The organism is Methylobacterium sp. BE186 (assembly GCF_031457035.1).
GTDB lineage: Bacteria > Pseudomonadota > Alphaproteobacteria > Rhizobiales > Beijerinckiaceae > Methylobacterium > Methylobacterium segetis.
The window spans coordinates 1-26,953 of sequence record NZ_JAVDVV010000007.1; the positions used below are offsets into that span (position 1 = coordinate 1).

At 70.6% G+C, this 26,953-nt stretch carries 27 protein-coding genes and 2 pseudogenes; 15 read left to right on the forward strand and 14 right to left on the reverse strand.

The genetic code is table 11. The features are described 5' to 3' along the window. Positions 1–97, forward strand: a pseudogene (locus J2X36_RS09515) (porin family protein); the annotation flags it as partial. Positions 98–301: 204 nt separating this feature from the next. On the opposite strand, the gene parE reads toward J2X36_RS09515, so the two are convergent. Next, positions 302–2,365: a DNA topoisomerase IV subunit B gene (gene parE, locus J2X36_RS09520; RefSeq protein ID WP_310348896.1), complete on the reverse strand. Its 2,064-nt coding sequence runs from the start codon at positions 2,363–2,365 to the stop codon at positions 302–304. A gap of 343 nt (positions 2,366–2,708) precedes the next feature. Between parE and J2X36_RS09525 the strand changes: the two genes are divergently transcribed. Then, entirely contained in the window at positions 2,709–2,894 is a 186-nt protein-coding gene (locus J2X36_RS09525) for a hypothetical protein (protein WP_310348898.1), read from the forward strand. Positions 2,895–2,909: 15 nt separating this feature from the next. Here J2X36_RS09525 and topA read toward each other — a convergent pair whose 3' ends face one another. From topA to J2X36_RS09540, 3 genes are all read right to left on the reverse strand, one after another. Further along, complete coding sequence (gene topA / locus J2X36_RS09530) at positions 2,910–5,639, reverse strand: type I DNA topoisomerase (protein WP_310348900.1); 2,730 nt, start codon at positions 5,637–5,639, stop codon at positions 2,910–2,912. Positions 5,640–5,822: 183 nt separating this feature from the next. After that, complete coding sequence (locus tag J2X36_RS09535) at positions 5,823–6,620, reverse strand: molybdopterin-binding protein (protein ID WP_310348903.1); 798 nt, start codon at positions 6,618–6,620, stop codon at positions 5,823–5,825. Continuing rightward, on the reverse strand, positions 6,617–7,498 hold the full coding sequence (locus J2X36_RS09540; RefSeq protein WP_405029759.1) for a cytochrome b/b6 domain-containing protein: 882 nt from the start codon (positions 7,496–7,498) through the stop codon (positions 6,617–6,619). The genes J2X36_RS09535 and J2X36_RS09540 overlap by 4 nt, the downstream gene beginning before the upstream one ends. A gap of 197 nt (positions 7,499–7,695) precedes the next feature. Between J2X36_RS09540 and J2X36_RS09545 the strand changes: the two genes are divergently transcribed. Genes J2X36_RS09545 through dprA form a run of 4 tightly spaced genes read left to right on the forward strand, consistent with a single transcriptional unit; the run spans position 7,696 to position 11,803 of the window. Further along, a complete protein-coding gene (locus J2X36_RS09545) occupies positions 7,696–8,643 on the forward strand; it encodes an aspartate carbamoyltransferase catalytic subunit (RefSeq protein WP_132253261.1) in 948 nt (315 codons plus the stop codon). A gap of 5 nt (positions 8,644–8,648) precedes the next feature. After that, on the forward strand, positions 8,649–9,959 hold the full coding sequence (locus tag J2X36_RS09550; protein ID WP_405029767.1) for a dihydroorotase: 1,311 nt from the start codon (positions 8,649–8,651) through the stop codon (positions 9,957–9,959). Next, entirely contained in the window at positions 9,959–10,564 is a 606-nt protein-coding gene (gene plsY / locus J2X36_RS09555; protein WP_132253257.1) for a glycerol-3-phosphate 1-O-acyltransferase PlsY, read from the forward strand. The genes J2X36_RS09550 and plsY overlap by 1 nt, the downstream gene beginning before the upstream one ends. 45 nt (positions 10,565–10,609) lie before the next feature. After that, positions 10,610–11,803, forward strand: coding sequence for a DNA-processing protein DprA (dprA, locus tag J2X36_RS09560; RefSeq protein WP_310348908.1), 1,194 nt, complete (start codon positions 10,610–10,612; stop codon positions 11,801–11,803). Here the strand turns inward: dprA and ruvX are convergent. Together ruvX and J2X36_RS09570 are read right to left on the reverse strand one after the other, a co-directional pair. Beyond that, positions 11,797–12,285, reverse strand: coding sequence for a Holliday junction resolvase RuvX (gene ruvX / locus J2X36_RS09565; RefSeq protein ID WP_310348910.1), 489 nt, complete (start codon positions 12,283–12,285; stop codon positions 11,797–11,799). The genes dprA and ruvX overlap by 7 nt on opposite strands. Next, the gene (locus J2X36_RS09570) at positions 12,282–12,872 is read right to left on the reverse strand and encodes an SMI1/KNR4 family protein (RefSeq protein WP_310348913.1); all 591 of its coding nucleotides are present in this window, start codon (positions 12,870–12,872) and stop codon (positions 12,282–12,284) included. The genes ruvX and J2X36_RS09570 overlap by 4 nt, the downstream gene beginning before the upstream one ends. A 116-nt stretch (positions 12,873–12,988) precedes the next feature. On the opposite strand from J2X36_RS09570, the gene J2X36_RS09575 reads away from it, so the two are divergent. From J2X36_RS09575 to gatB, 5 genes are all read left to right on the forward strand, one after another. Next, positions 12,989–13,276, forward strand: coding sequence for a hypothetical protein (locus J2X36_RS09575; RefSeq protein WP_132253248.1), 288 nt, complete (start codon positions 12,989–12,991; stop codon positions 13,274–13,276). A 138-nt stretch (positions 13,277–13,414) separates the two neighbouring features. After that, positions 13,415–13,702, forward strand: coding sequence for an Asp-tRNA(Asn)/Glu-tRNA(Gln) amidotransferase subunit GatC (gene gatC / locus J2X36_RS09580; protein ID WP_132253246.1), 288 nt, complete (start codon positions 13,415–13,417; stop codon positions 13,700–13,702). 100 nt (positions 13,703–13,802) lie between these two features. Continuing rightward, a complete protein-coding gene (gene gatA / locus J2X36_RS09585; protein WP_132253244.1) occupies positions 13,803–15,284 on the forward strand; it encodes an Asp-tRNA(Asn)/Glu-tRNA(Gln) amidotransferase subunit GatA in 1,482 nt (493 codons plus the stop codon). After that, on the forward strand, positions 15,281–15,580 hold the full coding sequence (locus tag J2X36_RS09590) for a hypothetical protein (protein WP_132253242.1): 300 nt from the start codon (positions 15,281–15,283) through the stop codon (positions 15,578–15,580). The genes gatA and J2X36_RS09590 overlap by 4 nt, the downstream gene beginning before the upstream one ends. 70 nt (positions 15,581–15,650) lie before the next feature. Continuing rightward, the gene (gene gatB, locus J2X36_RS09595) at positions 15,651–17,123 is read left to right on the forward strand and encodes an Asp-tRNA(Asn)/Glu-tRNA(Gln) amidotransferase subunit GatB (RefSeq protein ID WP_132253239.1); all 1,473 of its coding nucleotides are present in this window, start codon (positions 15,651–15,653) and stop codon (positions 17,121–17,123) included. A 518-nt stretch (positions 17,124–17,641) separates the two neighbouring features. Here the strand turns inward: gatB and J2X36_RS09600 are convergent. The 5 genes and pseudogenes from J2X36_RS09600 to J2X36_RS09620 all read right to left on the reverse strand — a co-directional run bounded on the left by J2X36_RS09600 (position 17,642) and on the right by J2X36_RS09620 (position 21,710). Beyond that, a complete protein-coding gene (locus J2X36_RS09600; protein ID WP_310348917.1) occupies positions 17,642–18,682 on the reverse strand; it encodes an HlyD family secretion protein in 1,041 nt (346 codons plus the stop codon). Next, on the reverse strand, positions 18,682–18,876 hold the full coding sequence (locus J2X36_RS09605) for a DUF1656 domain-containing protein (protein WP_132253235.1): 195 nt from the start codon (positions 18,874–18,876) through the stop codon (positions 18,682–18,684). Before J2X36_RS09605 ends, J2X36_RS09600 begins: the two co-directional genes overlap by 1 nt. A gap of 5 nt (positions 18,877–18,881) precedes the next feature. After that, positions 18,882–20,772: pseudogene (locus J2X36_RS09610) on the reverse strand (FUSC family protein). Positions 20,773–20,959: 187 nt separating this feature from the next. Continuing rightward, positions 20,960–21,376, reverse strand: coding sequence for a DUF4345 domain-containing protein (locus tag J2X36_RS09615; protein WP_310348921.1), 417 nt, complete (start codon positions 21,374–21,376; stop codon positions 20,960–20,962). Between the two features lie 64 nt (positions 21,377–21,440). Continuing rightward, positions 21,441–21,710 (reverse strand): hypothetical protein, encoded by a 270-nt coding sequence (locus J2X36_RS09620; protein WP_310348924.1) that lies wholly within the window; start codon positions 21,708–21,710, stop codon positions 21,441–21,443. Between the two features lie 261 nt (positions 21,711–21,971). Here J2X36_RS09620 and J2X36_RS09625 point away from each other — a divergent pair, with 261 nt between their 5' ends. Continuing rightward, on the forward strand, positions 21,972–22,607 hold the full coding sequence (locus J2X36_RS09625; RefSeq protein ID WP_132253227.1) for a glutathione S-transferase family protein: 636 nt from the start codon (positions 21,972–21,974) through the stop codon (positions 22,605–22,607). A gap of 38 nt (positions 22,608–22,645) precedes the next feature. Here the strand turns inward: J2X36_RS09625 and J2X36_RS09630 are convergent, their stop codons facing one another. Beyond that, the gene (locus J2X36_RS09630) at positions 22,646–23,191 is read right to left on the reverse strand and encodes a DUF2147 domain-containing protein (protein ID WP_310348927.1); all 546 of its coding nucleotides are present in this window, start codon (positions 23,189–23,191) and stop codon (positions 22,646–22,648) included. A gap of 249 nt (positions 23,192–23,440) precedes the next feature. On the opposite strand from J2X36_RS09630, the gene ndk reads away from it, so the two are divergent. Both ndk and J2X36_RS09640 read left to right on the forward strand, forming a co-directional pair. Then, the gene (gene ndk, locus J2X36_RS09635; protein WP_132253222.1) at positions 23,441–23,863 is read left to right on the forward strand and encodes a nucleoside-diphosphate kinase; all 423 of its coding nucleotides are present in this window, start codon (positions 23,441–23,443) and stop codon (positions 23,861–23,863) included. Between the two features lie 182 nt (positions 23,864–24,045). Continuing rightward, the gene (locus J2X36_RS09640) at positions 24,046–24,408 is read left to right on the forward strand and encodes a hypothetical protein (RefSeq protein ID WP_310348931.1); all 363 of its coding nucleotides are present in this window, start codon (positions 24,046–24,048) and stop codon (positions 24,406–24,408) included. 36 nt (positions 24,409–24,444) lie between these two features. Here the strand turns inward: J2X36_RS09640 and purN are convergent, their stop codons facing one another. Beyond that, complete coding sequence (gene purN / locus J2X36_RS09645) at positions 24,445–25,110, reverse strand: phosphoribosylglycinamide formyltransferase (protein ID WP_310348934.1); 666 nt, start codon at positions 25,108–25,110, stop codon at positions 24,445–24,447. Beyond that, positions 25,107–26,165 (reverse strand): phosphoribosylformylglycinamidine cyclo-ligase, encoded by a 1,059-nt coding sequence (gene purM, locus J2X36_RS09650; protein WP_310348937.1) that lies wholly within the window; start codon positions 26,163–26,165, stop codon positions 25,107–25,109. The genes purN and purM overlap by 4 nt, the downstream gene beginning before the upstream one ends. Positions 26,166–26,379: 214 nt before the next feature. On the opposite strand from purM, the gene J2X36_RS09655 reads away from it, so the two are divergent. Further along, complete coding sequence (locus J2X36_RS09655; protein WP_310348939.1) at positions 26,380–26,925, forward strand: CDP-alcohol phosphatidyltransferase family protein; 546 nt, start codon at positions 26,380–26,382, stop codon at positions 26,923–26,925. The last annotated feature ends 28 nt before the right edge of the window (positions 26,926–26,953 follow it).

Below are 26,953 nucleotides of genomic sequence, written 5' to 3' on the forward strand. Positions count from 1 at the left end.
CGGCGTCGTCTACGCCGTCCCGAACTTCGTCTCCCGCCGCAACGACGAGTTCGCCGTCGTCCGCGCCGGCCTCAACTACAAGTTCGGTTCCTACTAAGATCGGCCTCTTGGGCGGCGCTCCGGCGCCGCCCATTGGGACGACGAGCGGAAAGCCCGGCCTCACGGCCGGGCTTTCTCGTTTTCGAGGATGGTGGGGGAGATACGCGGGGCACGGGATGCGCTCGAGGCGCCGGCCTCGCGGGAAGGGGCGAACGCGCCGCCTGCGGACAGCAGGCGCTCCGCAGGGAGGCGCCCGCTCGACTCAGATGTCGAGGTCAGTCCCGTCGGCGAAGGCCGCGCGCTCGGAGATGAAGGCGAAGCGGGCCTCGGGCTTGTTGCCCATCAGGCGTTCGACCGTGTCGCCGGTCGATTCCCGCGCCTCGTCGAGGACCGCGACGCGCAGGAGCGTGCGCTTCTTCGGATCCATCGTCGTCTCCTTGAGCTGCGCCGGCATCATCTCGCCGAGGCCCTTGAAGCGCCCGATCTCGACCTTGCCGCTCTTGAACTGGGCCTTGATCAGCTGGTCCTTGTGGGCGTCGTCCCGCGCGTAGGCGGTCTTGGTGCCCTGCTGGAGCCGGTAGAGGGGCGGGATCGCGAGGTAGAGATGCCCCTTGTCGATCAGGCGGGGCATCTGCCGGTAGAAGAAGGTGATCAGAAGCGAGGCGATGTGGGCGCCGTCGACGTCGGCGTCCGTCATGATGATCACCTTCTCGTAGCGGAGATCCTCCTCGCGATACTGGTGGCCGGTGCCGCAGCCGAGCGCCTGGGTCAGGTCCGAGATCAGCTGGTTTGCGCCGAGCTTGTCGCGGCTCGCCGAGGCGACGTTCAGGATCTTGCCGCGCAAGGGCAGGATCGCCTGGGTCGCCCGGTCCCTGGCCTGCTTCGCCGAACCGCCGGCCGAGTCGCCCTCGACGATGAAGATCTCCGAGCCCGCGGTTCCGGCGGCCGAGCAATCGGCGAGCTTGCCGGGCAGGCGGAGCTTGCGGGTGGCGGTCTTGCGGGCGACCTCCTTCTCCTGGCGGCGGCGCAGGCGCTCCTCGGCCCGGTCGATCACCCAGTCGAGGAGCTTGTTGGCCTGGGCGGGCGAATCCGCGAGCCAGTGGTCGAAGGCGTCCCGCACCGCCGTCTCGACGATGCGGGAGGCTTCCACCGTGGCGAGCTTGTCCTTGGTCTGGCCCTGGAACTCGGGCTCGCGGATGAAGACCGAGAGCATCGATGCGCAGGTCGCCATCACGTCGTCGGTCGTCACCGCGGCCATGCGCTTGGCCTGGTTCACCCGCTCCGCGTGCTCGCGCAGCGCCCGCAGCAGGGCGACGCGCAGACCGGATTCGTGGGTGCCGCCCTCGGGCGTCGGGATCGTGTTGCAGTAGGAGGAGGAGACGCCGTCGTCCTGGACCATCCAGGCCACCGCCCATTCGAGCGAGCCGTGGCTGCCCGGCTTCGTGACCTTGCCGGAGAAGATCGCGTCGGTGACGAGCTCCTTCCCCTCGATGTCGCGCGCGAGGTAGTCGCGCAAGCCTCCGGGAAAGCGGTGGACGGCCTCGGCCGGCACGCCCTCGAGCCCCTCCAGCAGGGCAGGAGCGCAGCGCCAACGGATCTCGACGCCGCCGAACAGGTAGGCCTTGGAGCGCGCCATCTTGAAGAGGCGGCGCGGATCGAACTTGAGCGAGCCGAAAATCTCGGCATCCGGGTGGAAGCGCACCCGCGTGCCGCGCCGGTTCTGGACGCGCCCCACCGTCTCCAGCCCACCCTGCGCGTGGCCGCGCGAGAAGGTCTGGCGATAGAGCGTCTGGTTGCGGGCGACCTCGACCTCGAGGAGGTCGGAGAGCGCGTTCACCACCGAGATGCCGACCCCGTGCAGGCCGCCGGAGGTCTCGTAGACCTTCGAGTCGAACTTCCCGCCCGCATGCAGCGTGGTCATGATGACCTCGAGCGCGGACTTGCCCGGAAATTTCGGGTGCGGGTCGACCGGGATGCCGCGGCCGTTGTCGGTGACGACGAGGGCGCCGGATTCCTCGAGCTCCACCTCGATGAAGCTCGCGTGGCCCGCCACCGCCTCGTCCATTGAGTTGTCGATCACCTCGGCGAAGAGGTGGTGCAGCGCCCGTTCGTCGGTGCCGCCGATATACATGCCGGGCCGACGGCGCACCGGCTCCAGCCCCTCCAGCACCTCGATGGCGGAGGCGTCGTAGCCCGCTTCAGCGGAATTGGGCGCAGGGGGAGGGGGCGTCAGGCTCACGCGGCGGCGCGCCTCCTCCCGGCTGCCGAGGCCCGCGGCGGGCGCCTTCGCGCCCGGACCGAACAGATCCCGTGCCGGATCGCTCACGCGTGTCCCCCGTGCCGCCGGATTTCGTTTCGCAGCATGTGCCTTCATCCGCCCGTTCTACCGGAACAAACCGGAAACATCAAAGCGACCGGCGGCTGTGCCGGTGCGGTCGAGCATCGCATGGGGGCGCCGTAGCGGCCAAATGCGCCGCCGGCACGGCGGACCCGCTCGCCGGCCCGGCGACCGTCATCAAACTGATGCGGGAGGGATGGTTAAGATCGCCTCACAGTCGATCGCGGACACCGCGACCGTTCAGGGAACCTTTATGTGCGCTGGCGCATTGTCACGGCAAAGCTTTGCCGTAGCGCGGTGCTCCGCGACGGGAAGTGGGAGCAGGACGCCGATGAGCAACGCCGCCGCTCAAGCCCGCCACATCGCCCTCGCACGCTACGAGCGGGCGGCCGGCGAGGCCTTCGGCTTCGCCGAGGAGGCCCGGGTTGCCGCGCGGGCCGCTTTCGTCACCCCGGCGGCCCTCGCGCTGGCGACCTTCGCGACCGCACTCGCCGCGACGATCACCTACCTGGTCTGAGGGACGGCCGGGGTCTCAGCCCCGGGCCGCCGTCTTCTTGGCTGCCGGCTTGGCGGCAGCCTTGCCGCCACTGGCCTTGCCCGCGGACTTCGCAGCCGCCCGCTTCTTCGGCGCCGCCTCCTCGCCCTCGGACGCCGCCTTCCGGACCGGCGCCTTGCGGGTTCCTGCGCCCTTGCGGCCGCGCGCGGGAGCCTTGCCGCCGCCCGAGGCACGCTTGGCGTTGACGAGCCCGATCCCCTCCTCGAGCGTCAGGGCCTCGGCGCTCACCGCCTTCGGCAGCGTGGCGTTGACCTCCCCGTCGGTGACGTAGGGGCCGTATCGCCCGGCCTTCACCGTCAGTTCGCGGCCCGAGGCCGGGTCCTTGCCGAGCGCGCGGCCGGGATCCGAGGCGGGGCGCCCGCGGCCGCCGCCCTGCTCCTTGGCCACGATGAGGTCGATCGCCCGATTGGCGCCGATCTCGAGGACGTCGTCGTCCTTGCCCAGGTTCGCGTAGGTCTTGCCGTGCTGCACGTAGGGCCCGAACCGGCCGAGATTGGCCAGGATCGGCTCCCCCGTCTCGGGATGGCGCGCCACCTCGCGCGGCAGGGCCAGCAGGCGCAGCGCCTTCTCCAGATCGACCGCCGAGGGGGCGACGCCCTTGGGAAGCGAGGAGCGCTTCGGCTTCTCGGCGCCCTTCTCGGCGGAGGTCTCGCCGAGCTGCACGAAGGGGCCGAACCGGCCGTCGCGCAGCGTCACCGGCAACCCCGTGGCGGGGTCGTTTCCGAGCACCCGCACGCCGGGCTGGCCACCCTCGGACGAGGAGCCGTCGCCCTCGCCCTCGATGCCGGTGGCCGAGAGCTGGCGGGTGTACTTGCACTCGGGGTAGTTCGAGCAGCCGACGAAGGCGCCGAACTTGCCGAGCTTGAGCGAGAGCGAGCCCGAGCCGCAATTCGGGCAGGACCGCGGGTTCGCGCCGTCCGCCCGCTCGGGGAAGATGTGGGCGCCGAGGAGCTCGTTCAGCGCCTCCAGCACCTCCGCGACCCGAAGCTCCTTCGTGCCCCCGACCGCGGCGGAGAAGTCGCGCCAGAACTCGCGCAGAACCTCGCGCCAATCGATCTCGGCGTTCGAGACCCGGTCGAGCTGGCCCTCGAGATCGGCCGTGAAATCGTACTCAACGTAGCGCTTGAAGAAGCTCTCCAGGAAGCCCGTGACGAGCCGGCCCTTGTCCTCGGGGACGAGGCGCTTCTTCTCGATCTTGACGTATTCGCGGTCGCGCAGCGTCTGCAGGATCGCGGCGTAGGTCGAGGGCCGCCCGATGCCGAGTTCCTCCATGCGCTTGACGAGGCTGGCCTCCGAATAGCGCGGCGGCGGCTCGGTGAAGTGCTGCGTGGAGGTGATGCGCTCGCGCTTGAGCGGATCGCCCGCCTTCATCGGCGGCAGGCGGCGGCTCTCTTCGTCGGCCTCGTCGTCCTTGCCCTCCTGGTAGAGAGCGAGGAAGCCGTCGAACTTCACCACCTGGCCGGTGGCGCGCAGATCGATCCGGCGCGGGCCGACGCTCGCCGTCACGTCGACGGTCGTGCGCTCGAGCTCGGCCGATTCCATCTGGCTCGCCACGGTGCGGGTCCAAATCAGGTCGTAGAGCCGGGCCTGCTCGGGATCGAGGTAGCGCGCGACCTGCTTCGGCAGGCGGCTCATCTCGGTCGGGCGCACGGCCTCGTGAGCCTCCTGCGCGTTCTTCGCCTTGGTGCTGTACTTGCGCGGGGCGCCGGGGACGTAGGCGTCGCCGAACTCGCGTCCGATCACGCGGCGGGCGTCCTGGATCGCCTCCGGCGCCATGTCGACGCCGTCGGTCCGCATGTAGGTGATGATGCCCACCGTCTCGCCGCCGATCTCGACGCCTTCGTAGAGGCGCTGCGCGACCCGCATGGTCTGGGCCGGCGCCATGCCGAGCTTGCGCGAGGCCTCCTGCTGCAGCGTGGAGGTCGTGAAGGGCGGCTGCGGGTGGCGCTTGGCGGGCTTCGCCTCGACGCTCGCCACCTGGAAGGTCGCGAGTTCGAGGTCGCGCTTGAAGGCCGCCGCCTCCTCGCCGTTGCCGACGTCGAGGCGCTGGATGCGCTTGCCGTCGGCGCCGACGAGCCGCGCCTCGAACACGGCGCCGGCCTCCGTCGCCAGCGTCGCGACGATCGACCAGTACTCGCGGGGACGGAAGGTCTCGATCTCGTACTCGCGCTCGCAGACGAGGCGGAGCGCCACCGACTGCACCCGGCCGGCCGAGCGGGCGCCGGGGAGCTTGCGCCAGAGGACGGGCGAGAGGTTGAAGCCGACGAGGTAGTCGAGCGCACGGCGGGCGAGGTAGGCGTCGACCAGGGCCTGGTCGATCTCGCGGGGCTGGCGCATCGCGGTCTGGACCGCGTCCTTGGTGATGGCGTTGAACGTCACCCGCTCGACCGGCACGCCCTTCAGCGCCTTGCGGGCGGCGAGCGCCTCGATCACGTGCCAGGAGATCGCCTCGCCCTCACGGTCCGGGTCGGTGGCGAGGATGAGCTTCTCCGCGCCCTTCACGGCCTTGGCGATCTCGGAGACCCGCTTCGCACCGCGATCCTCCAACTCCCACAGCATGAGGAAGTCGTTCTCGGGATCGACCGAGCCGTCCTTGGCCGGCAGGTCGCGGATATGCCCGAAGGAGGCGATGACCTCGTAGTCGCGGCCCAGATATTTGTTGATCGTCTTGGCCTTGGCCGGCGACTCGACGACGACGACTTTCATGAACGGGTCAGCCTCTTGCCAGAGCCCACCGCAGCGACGGTCAGATGCAATTGTGTCGGATGCCGGCCGCCTCCGAGGGAGGGGCCATCTCGCCGGCAGAAGTGGTGGAAGGGCGGCGGGATGTCAAATCGCGCGGGCTGCCCGTCCGTCCGCCGTCGCTGGGAGAAGGGGGTCGAACGGCGCTCAGATCCCCGCGTACCACTCGTAACCCCGGTCCTCCCAGTAGCCGCCCTGACCGGCGCCGAGCTTGGCCAACGAATCCACCACCTCGATCCGCATCACGTACTTCGCCATCTTGTAGCCGAGCTGGCGTTCGAGGCGCAGGCGCAAGGGGGCTCCGTGCTCCACCGGGAGCGCCTTGCCGTTCATGTCGTAGGCCAGGATCGTCTGCGGATGGTAGGCGTCGGTGAGGTCGATGCTCTCGTAATAGCGGATCGGCGTGCCGCTCTCCTCCAGGCCGCCGCCGGACACCTCCATCGTGTCTGCGCAATGGAACACGATGTAGCGGGCTTCCGGCTTGAGCCGGGCGCGGCTCAGGATTTGCGAGAGGGGAACGCCGGTCCACTTGCCGATCGAGCTCCAGCCCTCGACGCAATCGTGGCGCGTGATCTGGGTGCGGGCGGGCAGGGCGCGGAGATCTGCGAGCGTGAGGGCCTGCGGCGCCTCGACGAGGCCGCCGACCCCGAGCCGGTAGCCGGAGAACGTGTTCGCGACGAGGGCGCGGTACGCCTCGTCGGGCGGGTCGATCGTGCCGTTCGGCTTGAAATAGCTGGAGATCGCCGTCTCCGGGAATTCGCGGGCGAGCGATTGCGGCGTCAGGAGCAGGCGCTGCACGAACAGGTTCGCGTCCTCGCCGAGCTTGAGCGTGCGACGACCGAACGTGGTCTCGGCGAGCCGGTCGCAGCCGCCGAGGGCGGCCGCGCCGAGGAGACCGGCCGCTCCGCGCAGGAAGCGGCGGCGATGGGGTGCGAGGCTCTTCATCGGCGCTCTCCCGCCTCGATCGTCTCGCCGGGCATCCGTCGGATCGCGAACCATCCCGTGACCATGCCGCGCATGTTGTTCCAGAAGCCCGAGAGCAGCACGAGCAGCACGTGGATGATGACGAACAGGACGAGCAGGTTCGCCACGATGAAGTGCACGCTGCGGGCCGATTGCCGACCCCCGAACACTTCGGTGAGGAAGGGGAAGGCCGCGTCGAGCCCGGGCGACATCGCGAGGCCGGCCAGCACCATGACGGGCAGGAGGATGAGCACGACCACGAGGTAGGTCAGCTTCTGCAGGACGTTGTAGCGGCGCGCCTCCTCGCCCTCCGGGAAGTGCAGGGTCAGGTGCTCGCGGATCGAGCCGCCGATGTCGCGGATCTGGTCCCCGTCCGGGATCAGGCGGCGCCGCAACTGCCCCGTGCCGAGGCCGTAGGCGATGTAGACCAGCCCGTTGATCACGAAGGCCCAGGCGAACAGGTAGTGCCAGCGGCGACCGGTCGCGAGGTCCTGGCCGGCCGGCAGCGTCGCCCAGGACGGGAAGGCGCGGTCGGTCTGCTCGCCACCGACCGAGGAGAGGCCGAGCCAGCCCGTGGTGTCGAAGGTGTGCGTCCCGATCTGCGTGATCCCGCGCGGAGTCCCGTTCGGCCCCTCGTCGCTCGTGATGGCGAGGGCGGGCGCGTCGAAGGTGGAAGCCGCGCCCCAGTAGAGGGCCGGGTGCGCGTTGAAGATCTGCAGGCCGCTCATCAGCAGCACGGCGAGGCAGGCGACGTTGATCCAATGTGCGAGGCGGATCACCAGGGGATGCCGGAAGGTCCAGACCCGGGCGGGTCCGCGAGCCTCCTCGGCAGGACGGGTCGGGGCCGATGAGAGAGACAAGGGCAGGCGCTCGTGATCCGCTGGCCGGCGCTCGGGAAGCCGCTGCGGACTCGTTCGCCGCGGCACCGCCGGAAGTTACGCGTCTACGTTGGGCAGAACGGGAAGGTTGCGAGGGGTCGTCGTCTCACGAGTTTGTGGGGGCGAGGGGCGCCGAGCCTTGCGGCGCCCGTGCCCGCGACCTATAGCCCGGCCTCGACATGAGTGCGCCCGTGACCCCGAGCTTCCCGCATCGCCACCTGCTCGGTATCGAGGGGCTGACCCGCCCCGAGATCGAGGGCCTGCTCGACCGGGCCGACGCCGCCGTCGACATCTCCCGGCAGGTCGAGAAGAAGCGCACCACCCTGCGCGGCCGCACCCAGATCAACCTGTTCTTCGAGCCCTCGACCCGGACGCAATCCTCGTTCGAGCTCGCGGGCAAGCGCCTCGGCGCCGACGTCATGAACATGTCGGTCGCCTCCTCGTCGGTGAAGAAGGGCGAGACGCTGATCGACACGGCGGCGACCCTCAATGCCATGCGGCCCGACATCATCGTGGTGCGCCACCACGCCGCCGGCGCCGTGCACCTGCTCGCCCGGAAGGTCGATTGCGCGGTGGTCAACGCCGGCGACGGCGCCCACGAGCATCCGACCCAGGCGCTCCTCGACGCGCTGACGATCCGCCGCAACAAGGGCGGGATCGAAGGGCTCCAGGTGGCGATCTGCGGCGATGTCCTGCACTCCCGCGTGGCGCGCTCCAACATCATCCTGCTTCAGGCGCTCGGCGCCCGCGTGCGGGTGATCGGCCCCTCGACGCTGCTGCCGACCGGGATCGAGCGCTTCGGCGTCGAGGTGTTCACGAACATGCGCGAGGGCCTCGGCGGCTGCGACATCGTGATGATGCTGCGCCTCCAGCGCGAGCGCATGAACGGGTCCTTCGTGCCCTCCGTGAAGGAGTATTTCCGCTATTTCGGCCTCGATCACGACAAGCTGCGGCTCGCCAAGCCGGACGCCCTGGTGATGCATCCGGGACCCATGAACCGCGGCGTCGAGATCGCCTCCGACATCGCGGATGGGGCCCAGTCGCTGATCCGCGAGCAGGTCGAGATGGGCGTCGCCGTGCGGATGGCGGTGCTGGAAGCCCTCGCGACGCACCTGCCGAACGCGTGATGCCGATGTCGCTTCGCCCCCTTCTCCTCTCGAATGCCCGGCTGATCGATCCCGCCGCCGGCCGCGAAGGTTCCGGCGCGATCCTCGTGCGCGAAGGCCGCATCGCCGACATCGTCTGGGGCACAACGCCCCCGGCGCCGGAAGGCGCGGAGGTCGTCGACTGCGCCGGCCACGTCCTCGCGCCCGGCCTCATCGACATGCGCGCCTTCGTCGGCGAGCCCGGTGCGGAGCATCGGGAGACGCTGGCGAGCGCGAGCGCCGCCGCGGCCGCGGGCGGCGTCACGACGCTCGTCTGCATGCCGGATACGAACCCGGTCATCGACGGGCCGGCCATCGTCGATTTCGTGCTGCGCCGCGCCCGCGACACGGCGAGCGTCAACGTCCTGCCGGCCGCCGCCATCACCAAGGGGCTGGCGGGCGCCGAGATGACGGAGTTCGGCCTCCTGAGGGAAGCCGGAGCCGTGGCGTTCACGGACGGGCTGCGGGCGGTGACCAATGCCCAGGTGATGCGCCGGGCGCTCACCTATGCCCGGGATTTCGGCGTGCTCCTGATGCAGCATGCCGAGGAGCCGGATCTCGTCGGCGACGGGGTGATGAACGAGGGCGAGATGGCCTCCCGCCTCGGGCTCCACGGCATCCCGCGCGAGGCCGAGACCGTGATGCTGGAGCGCGACATCCGCCTCGTACGGCTGACCGGCGGCCGCTACCACGCCGCGATGATCTCCTGCGCCGATTCGGTCGAGATCGTCCGCCGCGCGAAGGCGGACGGGCTGCCCGTTACCTGCGGCGTCTCGGTCAACAACCTCGTCCTCAACGAGGGCGACATCGGGCATTACCGCACCTTCTGCCGGCTCTCGCCGCCGCTCCGGCACGAGGCCGACCGGCAGGCCGTGGTCGGCGCGCTCGCCGAGGGGCTGATCGACGTCGTGGTCTCGGACCACAATCCGCAGGATGTCGAGACGAAGCGCCTGCCCTTCGCCGAGGCCGCGGACGGGGCGCTCGGCATCGAGACGCTGCTGGGCGCGGCCCTGCGCCTCGTCCACACCGGCGACGTCGCCCTGCCGCAACTCCTGCGGGCGCTGTCGACGCGCCCGGCCGAGATCCTCGGTCGCGAGGCGGGCCGCCTTGCAGTCGGCGCGCCGGCCGACCTCGTCGTGATCGATCCGGACGTGCCTTATCTCCTCGACAAGCGGCAGTTGAAGTCCCGCTCGAAGAACTCGCCCTTCGACGAGGCACGCCTGCAGGGGGCGGCCGTGCTGACCCTCGTCGGCGGCAAGGTCGTGCATCGCGGCCACGACCTCGCGGAGACCGCCTGATGGATTCGGGCGCGGCCGCGTGGCCGATCCTCGCCACCTGGCTCGTGGGCGGCTATCTCCTGGGATCGATCCCGTTCGGGCTGATCTTCACGCGGATTGCCGGGCTCGGCGACGTGCGGGCGATCGGCTCGGGCAATATCGGCGCGACGAACGTCCTGCGCACGGGCCGGAAGGGCCTCGCCGCGGCGACGCTACTCTGCGATGCCCTGAAGGGCACCGCCGCCGTGCTGGTCGCCGCCCGATTCGGCGAGACGGCGGCCCTGCTGGCCGGGCTGGGCGCCTTTCTCGGGCACCTCTACCCGGCTTGGCTCGGCTTCAAGGGCGGCAAGGGCGTGGCGACCTTCATCGGCGTTCTCCTGGCGCTGAATCCCCTCGCGGTGCTCGCCTTCGCGGCGCTCTGGCTCGGCCTCGCCTTCGCGCTCCGCTATTCCTCCCTCTCGGCCCTCGTCGCCTCGGCGGCGACCCCCTTCGTCCTCTGGGCGCTCGGCGACCCGCGCGCGGCGCTGCTCTTCCTCGTGCTCGCCGCCCTGCTATGGTGGAAGCACGCGCCCAACATCCGCCGCCTGATGGCCGGCACCGAGGGGCGCATCGGGCAGAAGGGCTGAGCCGCCCGCCTGCCGGTCCTTCGGGGGAGGGACCAAGGAGGGGGGATGCAGCTCACCGACGCGCAGCGGCTCGACTGGCTGCGCCTGATCCGCACCGAGGGCGTCGGCCCGCGCACCTTCCGCGGGCTGATCAACCGTTTCGGCGGGGCCGGCCCCGCCCTCGACGCGCTGCCGGACCTGACCGCGGCGCGGGGGCGGCGGATCCTGCCGCCGACGCGCGGTGAGGCCGAGGCCGAGATCGCGGCGGCGGCCCGGCTCGGGATCCGCCTCGTGGCCATGGGCGAGCCCGACTATCCGAGAGCCCTGCAGGCGACCGACAGCGCGCCGCCGCTCCTCGCGATTCGCGGCGAGGCGGCCGTGCTGCGGCGGCCCTGCGTGGCCATCGTCGGCTCGCGCAACGCCTCGGCCGCAGGCCTCGCCTTCACCGAGCGCTTGGCGCGGGCGCTCGGCGAGGCCGGTCTCGTCGTCGTCTCGGGCCTCGCCCGCGGCATCGACGCGCGGGCGCACAAGGCGGCGCTGGTAACCGGTACGGTCGCCGTGCTCGCGGGCGGGCAGGACCGGATCTATCCCGCCAACCATGCCGGGCTGGTGGACGCGATCCTCGGGGATGGCGGCGCGGTGGTCGCCGAGATGCCGATGGGCTGGGAGCCGCGGGGCCGCGACTTCCCGAGGCGCAACCGCATCATCTCGGGGCTCTCGCTCGGCAGCGTCGTCGTCGAGGCGGCGCGGCGCTCGGGCTCCCTCATCACGGCCCGCTTCGCCCTTGAGCAGGGGCGCGAGGTCTTCGCGGTGCCGGGCTCGCCCCTCGATCCGCGGGCGGAAGGGACGAACGACCTGATCCGCCAGGGCGCGACGCTCGTGGCCGAACCCGACCATGTCCTCCTCGTCCTCGCCCCCCTGGTGGCGGAGGTTGGCACCGGCTCGGCCCTCGCCGTCGACCGGCCCGACCTCGCCGACGAGCCCATCTTCTGGGACGAGATCGACCTCGACGGGATCGCGCTGACGGTTCCGGCAGACGGGCTCGCCGAGCCTGCATCCGCCCCTTCCTCCCTCACGGAAGCATGGGATGACCGCAGCCGACTGATCGCCTACCTGAGCCCGACGCCGGTCGGGACGGACGAACTCGCCCGCGCGAGCGGCCTCAGCGTGCGGATCGTCCAGACCACGCTTCTCGAACTGGAGCTCGACGGCCGGATCGAGCGCCACGGCAGCGGCACCGTCTCGCTGATCGGTCAGTAGTCGTCGTCGTCCGTCGCCGTGCGGTCCCGCATCGCGTCGAGGCAGCCCTGCAGAATGTAGGTGGCGGCGAGCTTGTCCACGAGCTCGCCCCGGCGCGCCCGCGAGGCGTCGGCCTCGATCAGCGCGCGCGTCACCACCGCCGTCGAGAGGCGCTCGTCCCAGTAGAGGACCGGCAGGTCGAGCAGGGGCTTGAGGTTGCGCACGAAGGCGCGCGTCGACTGGACCCGCGGCCCGGCGCTGCCATCCATGTTGAGGGGCAGGCCCATCACCAGCCCGCCCACGGAATGCTGCCCGCACAGGACCTTGAGGCGCGTCGCGTCCTGCGTGAACTTGACCCGGCGGATGGTCTCGAGCGGCGTCGCGATGGTCCGGCCGAGGTCGGAGAGGGCGAGCCCGATCGTCTTCGTGCCGAGATCGATCCCGATCAGGCGTGCGCCCGCGCGCGAAGCCTCGGCGAAAGCGAGGATCTCGTCGGCGGTCACGGCGCGTCCGGGTTTGCAGGCGCCCCGGCCCGTGCCAGCACCGCCTCCTCGATGCCCTCGAAACGGGAGGGCAGGGGCTCCGCTTCGGGTCCGAGGATCGCGCCGGCGCGCGGCCCCTGCAGGGCACGAAAGAGTTCGTCGAGGCTCTCCGCACCGAAGCGCACGCTCTCCAAGTCGGCCCCCATCACCCAGATGTCGTACTCGCCGGTCCCCCGGACGTCCCAGAACAGGAAGGCCCCGTCGAGGGTCTCTCCGAAGAAGAAGGCGCGATCGAGCACGCTCGGATCGTCGCCCGCGACGTCGAAGCGGAAGGGCCGGTCCGCGAAGGCCGGATTCGCGGCGAGCGCCTGCGCGGCGCTGCCCACGCTGTGCGCGATGAGGCCGCCGCGCGTGACGAGATCGGCGGCTTCGAAGGGCAGCGGCGTCGCGATCCGGATGAGGCCGCCCGCGAGCCCGGCCCCGCAATCGCGGCAGAAGCTCCGGTAGGAATCCGGCAGGGCGAAGCCGAGCTCCTCCTCAGCCCGCGCGATCTCGGCCTCGCTGGACGGACAGCCGGGGCGAAGGTCCCCGAACACCGCCTGCCACATCCCGCCCCTCCGCACGTCAGACGCATTAACCATAACGAAACCTTGCTCTAGCCGTGCCGGCACCCGTTCGGCCATAGTCGCGTTTAAGAATTCCTTAACCCTTTTCGAGGTCGCCCGTGACAGCGCCGAGCCGGATGCCGCGGATGAAGCCGATCCTGCGCCTCGTGACCTCCGCCGCGGGCCGGGCCGTGCCGGCCGCCGCCCTCGTCGCGGTCGGCAGAATCCGCCCGGAGGCACAGCCCGACGCTCCGGGCGAGCGCCGGGGATTGCGGCGGCGGCACAAGCTGATGCTGCTCCTGGCGTTCGAGACCCTGGTCTTCGGCTTCGCCCAGGCCGAGCGCCATCCCAAGCGTCCCGGCATCGTGATCGAGATCTCGGTGACTCCGAACCATGTCGTGACCTGAGGGGGCCCCCCTGGCCGACGGTGCCGCCGCCCGCGTTGCGGGCGCGCGAAGGCCGGTGCTATAGCGCGGACGATTGCCCCGGGCGCCGCACGCGGCCGCCCCGCTTCGGGCCTCCCGCGCGAGGATGAACAAGTCAGCATGTCGGTCGACGCACAGACAGTCCGGCGCATCGCGCATCTCGCCCGCATCGCGGTGAGCGAGGCGGACGTGGCGCCGCTCCAGGGCGAGCTCAACGCGATCCTCGCCTTCGTCGAGCAACTCGGCGCCGTCGACGTGGCGAATGTCGAGCCGATGACCTCGGTGACGCCGATGGCGATGAAGAAGCGCGCGGACGTCATCACGGACGGCGACCGGGCGCAGGAGGTCGTCGCCAACGCGCCCGAGACCGAGGACCATTACTTCATCGTTCCCAAGGTGGTCGAGTAGGACCGGAGGCGCGGGCCTTCAGGCCCGCCACTTGCGACGCGCCCGCCGCCCGGCGGGCAGGCCGGCCGCCACCTGGGCGGGCCGCTGAGGACGGACAATCGTGACGGAACTCAACGAACTCACCCTCGCCGAGGCGCGCGACGGCCTGAGGGCCAAGGACTTCTCCGCGCGCGAGTTGGCGCAGGCCCATATCGCGGCCCTCGAGAAGGCGCGCGCCCTCAACGCCTACCTCCTGGAGACGCCCGACCGCGCCCTCGCGATGGCCGAGGTCTCGGACGCGAAGATCGCCAAGGGCGAGGGTCGCCCCCTCGAAGGTCTGCCGCTCGGCATCAAGGACCTGTTCTGCACGCACGGCGTGGTCACGACCGCCGGCTCGAAGATCCTCGAAGGCTTCGAGCCGCACTACGAATCCGCCGTCACCCACAACCTCTGGCGCGACGGCGCCGTGATGCTGGGCAAGCTCAACCTCGATGAGTTCGCCATGGGCTCCTCGAACGAGACCAGCGCCTACGGCAACGTGATCTCGCCCTGGCGGCGCAACGGCTCCGACGCGCCGATCGTGCCGGGCGGATCGTCGGGCGGCTCCGCCGCCGCGGTCGCTGCCCATCTCTGCCTCGGCGCCACCGCGACGGATACCGGCGGCTCGATCCGTCAGCCCGCGGCCTTCACGGGCACGGTCGGCATCAAGCCGACCTACGGGCGCTGCTCGCGCTGGGGCACGGTGGCCTTCGCCTCCTCCCTCGACCAAGCCGGCCCGATCGCCCGCACGGTCCGCGACTGCGCGATCCTGCTTGGCTCCATGGCCGGCCCGGACGCCCGTGACACGACCTGCGTCGACCTGCCGGTGCCGGATTTCGAGGCCGCCGTGTCGCGCGGCGTGAAGGGCCTCACCATCGGCATTCCGAAGGAGTACCGGGTCGACGGCATGCCCGCCGAGATCCAGCGCCTCTGGGACCAGGGCGCCGAGTGGCTGCGCGCGGCAGGCGCCGAAATCCGGGAGATCTCGCTGCCGAATACCCGGTACGCGCTGCCGGCCTATTACATCGTGGCCCCGGCCGAGGCCTCCTCGAACCTCGCCCGCTACGACGGCGTCCGCTACGGCCTGCGCGTGCCGGGCAAGGACATCGTCGGGATGTACGAGAACACCCGCGCCGCCGGCTTCGGCCGCGAGGTCAAGCGGCGCATCATGATCGGCACCTACGTGCTCTCGGCGGGCTACTACGACGCCTATTACGTGCGCGCCCAGAAGATCCGCACCCTGATCAAGCGCGATTTCGAGGCGGTCTACGCGGCCGGCGTCGACGCGATCCTGACCCCGGCGACCCCGTCCTCCGCCTTCGCCATCGGCGAGAAGGCCTCGGCCGACCCGGTCGAGATGTACCTCAACGACGTCTTCACGGTGACCGTGAACATGGCGGGGCTTCCCGGCATCGCGGTCCCGGCGGGGCTCGATGCGCAGGGCCTGCCGCTCGGGCTGCAGCTCATCGGCCGCCCCTTCGACGAGGAAACCCTGTTCGCGACCGCGCAGGCGATCGAGGATGCGGCCGGCCGCATGAGCCTGCCCAGGGCGTGGTGGGCGTGAGCGTCCCCTACTATCCCTGGACCGTCTGGATCTGGGCCGCCTTCGATCCCATCCTCGTCGGCCTCGCCCTCTATCTCGGATGGACGGCCAGCCAGTTCGGCAAGGTCTTCATCGCGGCGATCATCGCTCTCGCGGTCTCGGTGCTGGCCTCCTGGGCGATCTCCGCGATCGGGATCCCCTGGCCCGCGCCGGTGAGCCATGACGGGCCGACCTTCTTCCCCGTGCGCACGATCGGCGCCCTCGTCTGGGCGATGGTCGGCTTCCTCGCCCGCCGGGCGATCCGGCCGCGCGCTTGACCCTCCGCGTCGGCGGCCCGTAACTGACCGAACGAGCGGACCCGACCCCATCCATCCGGCCCGGACGACCATGAACGCACCCGTGAACCCGAAGAAGCTGATCAAGGGCGGCCTGCACGACTGGGAGGTCGTGATCGGCATGGAGATCCACGCCCAGGTCACGAGCCGCTCGAAGCTGTTCTCGGGCGCGCCCACCGCCTTCGGGGCGGAACCGAACGCGCATGTCTCCCTCGTCGACGCGGCGATGCCCGGCATGCTCCCCGTGATCAACGAGGAATGCGTGGCGCAGGCGATCCGCACCGGCCTCGGCCTCAAGGCGAAGATCAACCTGCGCTCGGTGTTCGACCGGAAGAACTATTTCTACCCCGATCTGCCGCAGGGCTATCAGATCTCGCAGTACAAGGACCCGATCGTGGGCGAGGGCGAGGTCTTGGTCGATCTCGCGGACGGCGAGTCGATCACGGTGGGCATCGAGCGCCTGCATCTCGAGCAGGATGCCGGCAAGTCCCTGCACGACCAGAGCCCGAATCAGAGCTTCGTCGACCTGAACCGCTCGGGCGTGGCGCTGATGGAGATCGTCTCGCGGCCGGATCTTCGCTCCTCCGAGGAGGCGCGCGCCTACGTGACGAAGCTGCGTACCATCCTGCGCTATCTCGGCACCTGCGACGGCGACATGGAGAAGGGGAATCTCCGTGCCGACGTGAACGTCTCGGTGCGCCGCCCCGGCGAGCCGCTCGGCACCCGCTGCGAGATCAAGAACGTCAATTCGATCCGCTTCATCGGGCAGGCCATCGAGACCGAGGCCCGCCGCCAGATCGCGATTCTCGAGGATGGCGGGAAGATCGACCAGGAGACCCGCCTCTTCGATCCCGGCAAGGGCGAGACCCGCTCGATGCGCTCGAAGGAAGAGGCGCACGATTATCGCTATTTCCCCGATCCTGACCTGCTGCCGCTCGAATTCGAGCAGGCCTATGTCGACGGTCTGGCCGGGGGGCTGCCGGAGCTGCCCGACGCGAAGAAGGCGCGCTTCGTCTCGGAATTCGGCCTCTCGGCCTACGACGCGGGCGTGCTCGTCGCCGAGCGCGCCTCTGCCGATTACTACGAGGCCGTCGCCAAGGGCCGGGACGGCAAGGCCGCGGCGAATTGGGTGATCAACGAGCTGTTCGGCCGGCTCAACAAGGAAGGCAGGGGGATCGAGGAGACACCGGTCTCGGCCGCCCAGCTCGGCGCGATCATCGACCTGATCGGCGAGGGCGTGATCTCCGGCAAGATCGCCAAGGATCTGTTCGAGATCGTCTGGACGGAAGGCGGCGACCCGCGCCAGATCGTCGAGGCGCGCGGCCTGAAGCAGGTGACCGACACCGGCGCCATCGAGGCGGCGATCGACGCGATCATCGCGCAGAACCCGGACAAGGTGACCCAGGCGAAGGAGAAGCCGACCCTGCTCGGCTGGTTCGTCGGGCAGACCATGAAGGCCACCGGCGGCAAGGCGAACCCGGCCGCGGTGAACGCGCTGCTCAAGTCCAAGCTCGGGATCGAGTAAGTCGCGCGAGAAGGCCCGTCCGCCTCTCGGCGCGGGCCGCGCTTCCGCCGACATGGTCCGGCTTAGCCGGGAGGAACCGCGGCGGAAACGGCTTCAGGTGGGGCTGGTGCGTGTTCGAAGTCGCGCCGTTGCGGCCGCTTCTGCGCCCCTAGAGCCGTCTCCGTCCGGTTGTCCGTGTGGTCGCCACTAGGCCTCGGGCCGAACCGGTCCCGGGGTCATCGTCGCGGCACTCTGCTGAGGTGGCGTCATGCCCGTCTCCTTCAGCCCGATCTCCCGGCTCGCACCGGCTCCGTCGCATCCGGGCTCGCCCGCGTGGCAGGGAACCACTTCCGGTGCGGCCTGTGCTTCCTTTTCCGAAGCACACGCGTAGCCTGCGAGCGTATTCGCACTCAGTCAAGTCGGAAAATGCGGCGACGCTTGACGTTTCTCATCGTCGCTCTGCTCTTCGCATTGCACCTCCAGCTTGCAAGAACTTACGCCAATGTTTTGCTGCACTGCGAAGCGGACGCTGGGCCGGATCAGTTTTCGCGCGGCGGGCGCCGCCCCTGATCGCGCAGGCGGGCCCAGGCCGTCAGCAACCAGTCGCGCCCGCGCAGGCCGGCCTCGCCGAGGGAGACGGTGCAGGTCATGCCGGCGACGAGGGTGATGCCGTCGGGGACGTGGTCGATGCGGATGCGCACCGGCACCCGCTGGGCGAGGCGCACCCAGGTATAGACGGGGTTCACAGAGGGCAGGCCCTGCGTGCTCGGCGCGGCATTCGCGGTGCTGATGCCGAGCGTCACGCTCTCGACGGTCCCGCGCAGGCTCTCGCCGAACCCCATCAGGACGGCCTCCGCCCGATCGCCGACGCGGATATGAGGCATCTTCGTCTCCTCGAAGTAGCCGTCGATCCAGAACGAGTCCGTGTCGATCACCGCGACGTTGACGGTGCCCTTGGTCGCGTAGTCGCCGTTGCGCAGGAGCAGGTTGGTCACCCGCCCGTTCACCGGCGAGCGGACCTCCGTGCGCGCGAGGTTGATCTTCGCCTGCGAGAGCTGGGCCTTCGCGCTGTCGAGGGCCGCCTCCGCGATCTTGGCGGTGCCCTCGTATTGCTGCTTCTCCTCGACGGAGGTCGAGAGGGTGGTCAGTTGCTCGCGCCGCTGGGCCTGGGTGCGCTTGACCTGGAGGTCGGCCTCCCGGTTCTTCAACTCCGCCTCGGCCGACGCGATCGCGACCTCGTAGTCGAACGGGTCGATCCGATAGAGAATGTCGCCCTGGCGCACGGTTTGGTTGTCCGTGACGCGCAGTTCCACGATCTGGCCCGAGACCTGCGGCGCGACACTCGCAACCTGCACGCGCACCTGCCCGTCGCGGGTCCAGGGCGCGGTCACGTAGTAGGACCAGACGAAGGCAGCCGCCGCCGCCGCGAGGACGAGGACGAGCGCGGTGGCGACGAGCCGGAGGATGCGGCCGAGCCGGACCCGGCGGCGGGCCGGCAGAATCGGCGCGTCGCTGGCGGCCGGCTCCGCGGCGTGGAGCGGGTCGGCGTCTGGGCGGGATCTCGGATCGGGATCGGTCATCAGAACAGGGCGACCATCAGGGCGACGATGCAGATGTAGAGCCCGGCCTCGACGAGGGGCGGGTTGGCGACGTACCGGGCGAGGCGGATCCGCGCGAAGAGGGCGCGCATCAGCACCAGGATGACGAGGGAAGCGGCGGCATAGGCCACGAAGGGTGAGATCAGGATGCCGCCGAGGTCGAGGTCGCGGTGCATGACGGTCACGATCCCGGCAGGCCGAGGCGGTGCAGGAACCGCCGGTGATGCCCGATGACGTGCGCGGACGCGACGAGGTCGCTCGCCGCGCGGGCGGCGCCGAGCTCGATCTCCCGCCCACGGTGACGCGCCGCCCGCAGGAGATCGGCGGCCGCCTCCGGGATCTCGCCGAACCGCTCCTCGTCGAGGAGCAGGCGCCCCCGGACGGAGACCTGCCTCAGCCCCGGATCGGGCCAGAGCGCGCGCAGTTGCGCGTGCGCGCGCGCCGCGGAGGCCTCGAGTTGCGCGATGGCGAAGGCGAGTTCCAGGCGGCGCCTGCGCACGGGCTCGGACCCCGTATTCACCTGCGCGTACTGGAACAGCCTGTCGCTGTTGAGGCTCGTGCGGGTCGTGGCGTCGCCGCCCTCGCCGACGAGCGCGTCGCGCAGATCCCGTCGCGCCGATTCGAAGGCGTAGCGGCGCGCCTGTTCCGGCGAGACCGGCAGCACGAGGCGGACGGTCAACCAGAGGATCCCGGCGGCGACGAGCACGAGCAGGGCGTTCTGCAAGAACACCTGCAGATCGTAGACCTGAGGATTGGCGGGCGACACGAGGACGGGAAAGAACACGAGCAGGATGAAGCCGATCCCGAAGGTGGCCGGCCGCAGGCTGAGGAAGCAGGCGAGCATGATCACCGGCGCCATCGCGATGGCGAGGAGCGGGAAGCCCTGCCCCCCGGCCAGCACCACGAAGAGCACGATACCCGCCGCGGCCGAGGCGAGGCTCATCCCGATGAGCACGCCGTTGGCGAACTTCTTCGGATCCGGGTTGAGGGAGGACAGGGCGCCCGTCGCCGCGACCTGTACCAGGGCGAAGGAGGTGGCGGGCCAGCCGGCGAAGACGAAGAGGAGGCAGGTGAGGCCGAAGGCGAGGGCGATCCGCGCGGCAGCGCGCAGAGCCACCGCGAAGTCGCGGTGCGTCGGCAGCCTCACGTCGCGCAGTGGCCGGTTGCCCTCGCTGAGCGAGCCGAGCCCATCGCGGGCGAAGTCGAGGGCGCGGGCAAGGTCGAGGGCGCGCTGAAGGGCGAGCACCTCGTCGACGTCGGGCTCGTCCCGCATCGCCGCTGTCCGCAGGAGCTCGCAGAGGCGGGCCCGCGCCTCCGCGAGGCTCTGCGCGCTCGGGCGCTCCTCTCCGGTCAGGCGCGCGCAAATCCCGCGGGCCTCCTCGACCGCCGGCGTCGGGGCCCTCATCCACCCGGCCGCGATGGCGAAGGTGCGGGCGCAGGCTGAGACGGCGTAGAGCGCCGCGATCGCGCTGCGGGCCATCGTCGAGCTCGCCCGCGACGGCGCCGGCATCGGCCCGCAGGGGGGCGATGGCCCTGATCTGGCCGAGCGCCGCCTCCGGTCCCGGATCGCCCCGCGTCAGGCAGACATGGGCGAAGGCCGTCACCCGGTCGAGGACGTCCGACAGGCTCGTGCGCAGGGATTGCCAGGTCGTGGGCGAGGCGAGCGCGTCGTTGATGAACGTGATGGAGACGATCCCGACCGCGATCGCGGCCACCCGGGATACGGCCGAGTCGAACGCGGCCTCAGGCGTGTCGATGTTGGCGATCGCGATGATCGCCACCGTGTAGCCGGATAGCATCGCGCCGTAGGCGCGGGTGTCCTGCAGGAAGTTGGCGACGAACACGCACAGCGACAGCCACACCGTGAAGCTCACGAGGAGCAGCACGCGGTCCTGCCCGAAAGCGGCCACGAGAAGGAGTGCGACGGCGGCCCCGACGAGCGTGCCGAAGAAGCGGTAGAACGCCTTCGACAGGGCCTGCCCGCGCTTGGGCTGGGCGAGGATTGCCACGCAGACGGCCGCCGACGAGGCGCTCTCGAGCTGAAGCCAGAAGGCCGCGTAGAGCGCGAGCATCATCGCGAGCCAGATCCGCAGGGCGAAGGCCCAGGCGGAGGGGCGAGGCACGACGGCCTCGATCCGGTCGAGCCAGCGATCGATCCGCGACGATGCGGGGGCGACGGCCCCGCTCATCCGGCGAACCCCGAGGCGTCCCGCCCGGGCGGCTGCGCGTGACGGCGGGGGCCAATCGCGCGCGGCATCGTCACACGTCCCTCGGCAGGGGCGCGGCCTCACCGGCGCGCACCGCGACCCGCGCCTGCCAGAGACAGAGGAGGGGGGTCAGCACGAGTTCCACTCCGAGGGCCGCGAGCATCGTGAGCGAGGGCAGCCCGGTGAGGTAGAGCCCGAGCAGCCGGGCGAGACCACCGAGCACCACGACGAGGGTGAGGAAGCGGAACAGACGCGTCTTTCCCTCGATGCCGGGCACGCAAGACCAGAACAGCAGGCCGATGCCGGTCAGGAGGCCCGACAGGTAGCGGAAATGACTGTCGGCCGAGACGTTCTCGACGCCGCCCGCGAGTCCGTTGATCCCGAACAACACTCCGTAGAGCCCGGCCGAGATCGGGATCACGGCGGCCAGGGCCACCACGCGTTGCAGGGCGCGCCGCTCACCCATCATCCCTCGCAGCCTCCTCGCCTCCTCCGCCGGCGAAGAACCCGCGGGACGCCCGGGAGGTTCGCTCTCACGCCTTCTGCGGCTTCAGGCGCTTGACGCACTTGCTGAAATATTGCGGCCATTTCGGCCCCTGGGCGGTCTTCTCGGTCGCGGAGAGGCCGCGCCACTCGGCGCCGCACTTCTTCTGGCGCTCGCGGGCCGCACTCTGGCCGGGCGTGAGTTCCTTGGCCGCGGGCTCCGCAGCGGCAGGCTTGGCCGCCGGCGGATCCTTGGCGAGCGCGGGCTGCACGAGGAAGAGCGGCGCGGCGAGCGCCGCGACGATGAGACGTGAGAGCATCGTGATGGATCCCCGACCTGCCGCAGGCCTCGGGCGCGGCCGTGCGCGGCGACCATCACAGCGCCGATAGGCCCGAACGGCAAGAGGGCGTGCCGAGGCGCGAACCCGCCGTCCCCGCCAAGCCGGGCGCGATCTCGCGATCGTGACGGATCCGCGCGGAACCCTTGAGGCCATCCCGGAATCTGGGCTAGCTGCGCGAGGGGCTGCACGGGCCAGGCGCTGAGCCGGGCGGACCGTGGACATCCTTCAGGAGCAGGCACCATGGCCGCCGTCACGGGCACACCCATCGACGTGCACACCTGGAGCACGCCGAACGGCTGGAAGATCCCGATCATGCTCGAGGAATGCGGGCTGCCCTACCGGGTGGTGCCCGTGAACATCGGCAAGGGCGAGCAGATGGCGCCCGATTTCCTGCGGATCTCGCCGAACAACAAGATTCCCGCGATCGTCGATCCGGACGGCCCGGGAGGGCAGCCGATCACGATCTTCGAATCGGGCGCGATCCTGCAATATCTCGGCCGCAAGACCGGCCAGTTCTACCCGGCCGACGAGCGGGCGCGGGTGGCGGTCGACGAGTGGCTGTTCTGGCAGGTGGGGGGCTTCGGGCCGATGCTCGGCCAAGCGCACCATTTCCGCATTTACGCGCAGGAGAAGATCCCCTACGCGATCGACCGCTTCACGGCGGAGGCAAACCGCCTCTACGGCGTGCTCGATCACCGCTTGGCCGGGCGGGACTACCTCGCGGGCGATTACTCCGTCGCCGACATGGCCACGCTCACCTGGGCCAAGTTCCACGAGAAGCAGGGCATCGACGTCGGTCCGTTGCCGAACGTGAAGGCTTGGCTCGACCGGGTCCTGGCGCGCCCGGCCGTGCAGCGGGGGCTCGCCGCGATCTGAGAGGTCGCCCCTCCCCGAACAGGGGAGGGGCGAGGGCCTCACTCGGCAGGCTTGTCGGCCTTGGCGGCGGGTGCGGCCGGCTTCGCGGCGGCTTTCGGCGCCGGCTTGGCGCCGGGCTCCGGTGTCACCACGGCGGCCTGCTGGTTCACGTCCGGCACCTTGGTCCAGGTCTGCGAGCCGCAGAGAACCTTGAGCAGGCAGCCGGTCACGCTGAGCTCGCTGCCGCTCTCGCGCTCCAGACTGACCTGATAGGTCTTGCCCTCGTCCGCGTTGTAGATCTCACCCGAGAACTTGGCCTCGTCCGGCTTCAGCCCATCGATGAGCGGTAGGCCGATGATCGGGCGGGTGCGCTTCTTCGGGTCCGGGTTCTTCAGGTCCGTGCGCGGCGTGCCCGCATCCGTGTTCGGCACCTTGAGCCAGACCACCTTGCCGCAGACATTCGCCTGGGCGGGGCCGCAGCGATCGAGGCGGATCTTCGCCCGGCCATCCTCCGTCAGCCACGTCCCCGAGGGGTCCTTGGCCGTGTCGGCATGGGCCCCCGCGATACCGGCGAGAATGAGGGCGGACGAGAGGGCGATACGCATGTCCTGGTCTCCTGGGCTGGGGCCTGCGCGCAGGCTCGGCGGGAGGGGGGAGTCGGAGGTGCAATCAACGGTGGCTTTCTGGCGATTTTTCGGCAGTGTTGCGGCAACGCCATATTCGGGCCCCGCCGAACATGCTCCGCCCCGGCCCGTGCTCGGGTTGAGGGCGGGCATCGCCCCCGCTATAAGCCCGGCGCCGAAGCGGTTTTCCGCTCGCCCACGCTTTCCCGACACGAGAAACCCGGACGGATCATGGCCACCGAGCGCACCTTCTCCATCCTCAAGCCCGACGCCACCCGGCGGAACCTCACCGGCGCGGTCAATGCCGTGATCGAGGAGGCGGGCCTGCGCATCGTCGGCCAGCGCCGCATTCAGATGAGCCGCGCGCAGGCGGAAAAGTTCTACGAGGTGCACAAGGAGCGCCCGTTCTTCGGCGAGCTCGTCGAGTTCATGACCTCGGGCCCGGTCGTGGTGCAGGTTCTCGAGGGAGAGAACGCGGTTGCGAAGTACCGCGAGGTGATGGGCGCGACGAACCCGGCCCAGGCCGCCGAGGGCACGATCCGCAAGAAGTTCGCCGAGTCGGTCGGCGAGAACACCGTGCACGGTTCGGACAGTGCCGAGAACGCCCGGATCGAGATCGCTCAGTTCTTCCAGGACAGCGACATCGCCGGCTGAGTGCGGACCCGGCGCCGGCGGTCCGCGGTGACCGCCGCGCCACACCGATGCGCCTTCGGCGACGCCGTTTTGCCGGATCTCACGATCGGGATGCGGTGTGGCCGGGGCGCCCTTGACGGGGCGGGGTAGCGAGGAGTCCAACGGCGAAGGTTCCACGTGCCTGCCAACGGACTCATCCCACCATGACCCGCCGCTTCCCCACGCTGATCGCCGCCGGCCTGCTCGCGCTCGGCGCGACCGCCGCCCTCGCCGGTGGCTCCTCGGCTCCCTTCGAGCAGTACCAGCCCGACCCGGCGCTCCGCACGGCACCGAAGGCCAACCTCGAGAGCCGCGTGCGCCACGCCTGCGCGGTGATCCAGGCCCGCCTGACCAGCGCGTCGGAAGCCTCGCTGGAGCGCCCCTGCGGCTGCTACGCCAAGCAGACGCTACGCACCCTCGACGAGTCCGAGATCGAGGCCTACCGCACGACCGGCTACTTCAACGATTCGGCCCGCGCGAAGGCGCTGTCGGCTCTCGATTCCTGCAAGCTGCAGCGCCCGGTCTGAGCCGCGGCGCTCGTCCCTGACGCGGGAGCATTCCCGCTACGCGACGAGGCTCAGGAGGGCGCCCTGCGCCCGCGGCAGAGCCTCGTCGAACACGACCCGATCCTCTGCGAGCCGCGCCCTCCCTCCTGCCACCAGGGCGAGCGCGGCAGGGTAGAGGCGGTGCTCCTCGACGATTACGCGCGCCGCGAGGCTGTCGGCATCGTCGCCCGGACGGACCGGCACGGCCGCCTGCGCCACGATCGGCCCGGCGTCGAGTTCCGGCACCACGAAATGCACCGTGCAGCCATGCAGGCGCACGCCCGCCGCGAGCGCCTGCTCGTGCGTGTGGGTGCCCCGGAACAGGGGCAGCAGCGAGGGGTGGATGTTGAGCATCCGGCCCGACCACGCCTCGACGAAACCCGGCGTGAAGATCCGCATGAAGCCGGCGAGGCAGACGAGGTCGATCCTCTCGGCTTCGAGCGCCGCCTGGAGCGCCGCGTCGAAGCTCGCCCGGTCGGGATAGGCCCGGTGGTCGATCGCGCGGGCCGGGATTCCCGCCTCCGAGGCGCGCGCGAGTCCCGCCGCCTCGGGCCGGTTCGACAGAACGAGCACGATCTCGGCCGGGAAATCGGGCGCCTGCGCCGCCTCGATCAGCGAGACCATGTTCGAGCCGCGTCCCGAGATCAGGATTGCGACGCGGGGCTTGCGCATGGCGCCCGTCACAGCGCGAGGGCGCCCGTGAAGGTGACGGGCTCCGCCCCTCGCTCGGTGATCCGCCCGAGCCGCACCGGCGCCTCGCCGGCCGCTCTCAGGGCCTCGGCCACCGCCTCGACCTCAGCCGCCGCGGCCACGATCACCATGCCGATGCCGCAATTGAACGTGCGCAGCATCTCGGGCTCGGCCACGCCGCCCTCGCGGGCGAGCCAGCCGAAGACGGGAGGCGGCGCGACGGCCGAAAGGTCGATCTCGATGCCGACGCCGTCCGGCAGCACGCGGGGCAGGTTGTCGGGAAACCCTCCGCCCGTGATGTGCGCGAGAGCCTTGATGCCGTCGTTCGCGCCGAGCGCGGCGAGCAGCGGCTTCACGTAGATTCGGGTCGGCTCCAGAAGCGCCTCGCCGAGGCTCACCCCTTGCGCGAACGGAGCGGGTGCGTCCCAGGCCAAGCCGGTCTTCGCCACGATCCGGCGCACCAGCGAGAAGCCGTTCGAGTGCACGCCGGATGAGGGCAGGCCGAGCACCCCATCGCCCGGGGCGATCCCGTCGCGCGGCAGTAGCGTGCCGCGCTCGGCCGCACCCACGGCGAAGCCCGCGAGGTCGTAATCCTGGCCTTCGTACAGGCCCGGCATCTCGGCGGTCTCGCCGCCGATCAGCGCGCAGCCGGCCTGCCGGCACCCTTCGGCGATGCCCCGCACGATGTCGGCGCCGACGCCGGGCACGAGCTTCCCGGTGGCGTAGTAATCCAGGAAGAAGAGCGGCTCGGCGCCCTGGACGATGATGTCGTTGACGCACATCGCCACGAGGTCGATGCCGATCGTCGCGTGGCGCCCCGTCTCGATCGCGATCTTCACCTTGGTGCCGACGCCGTCATTCGCCGCTACGAGGATCGCGTCCTTGAAGCCCGCGGCCTTGAGGTCGAACAGGCCGCCGAATCCGCCGATCTCGGCATCCGCCCCGGGGCGGCGCGTCGCGCGCACCAGCGGCTTGATCGTCTCGACCATGGCGTTGCCGGCATCGATGTCGACGCCCGCCTGCGCGTAGGTCAGCCCCTTGTCCGTCATGCTCGCTCGTCCCAGCCGCGATCCCGCGGTTCCTCTATCGGGTTGCGGCGGGAAGGGCGAGTCGGCTCCGCCCGCACCGTGCGTCACCACCCCGAAGGAGAGCCGGGCGTCGCGGCCGCGCCGGTCGATCAGGCTTCTGCATATCCGCTCGCGGATGCTAGCACGGCAGTGGCGTCGGTCGCAGAGGCGAGCCGTGCGCCTTGCCAGTCACCGCATGACCCTTCCGAACCTCATCACCCTCGGCCGCCTCGGCCTCGTGCCCGTCATCCTCGTCCTGATCGGGGAGGGCGCCTGGGGCGCGGCGCTCGCCGTCTTCGTCGTCGCCGGGGCCTCGGACGCGCTGGACGGCTTCCTCGCCAAGCGGTTCGGAATGGAAAGCCCCCTCGGCGCCCTTCTCGACCCCCTCGCCGACAAGGCGCTTCTCGTCTCCGTCTTCGTGGCGCTTGCGACCGTCGGCGCGCTGCCGGTCTGGCTTCTCGCGGTCGTGATCGCCCGCGACCTCATCGTGATCGGGGCGATCCTCCTCGCCCGGCTCAACGGCCGCCGCCTCGCGATCCGGCCTCTGCTCATCGGCAAGCTCAATACGGCGGCGCAGATCGGCCTCGCGACCCTCGTCCTCGTGGCGCGCGCTGGTGACTTTCCCATCGGCGGATCCGTTCTGGTCGGCTGCTGGATCGTGGCGGGAACGAGCCTCCTGTCGCTCGCGGCCTACGGCCGCGTCCTGCGGGACGGCACCGGATCCCCGGGGGCGCGCCCTTGATCGGGCGCAGCTTCGTTCCCACTCTCGG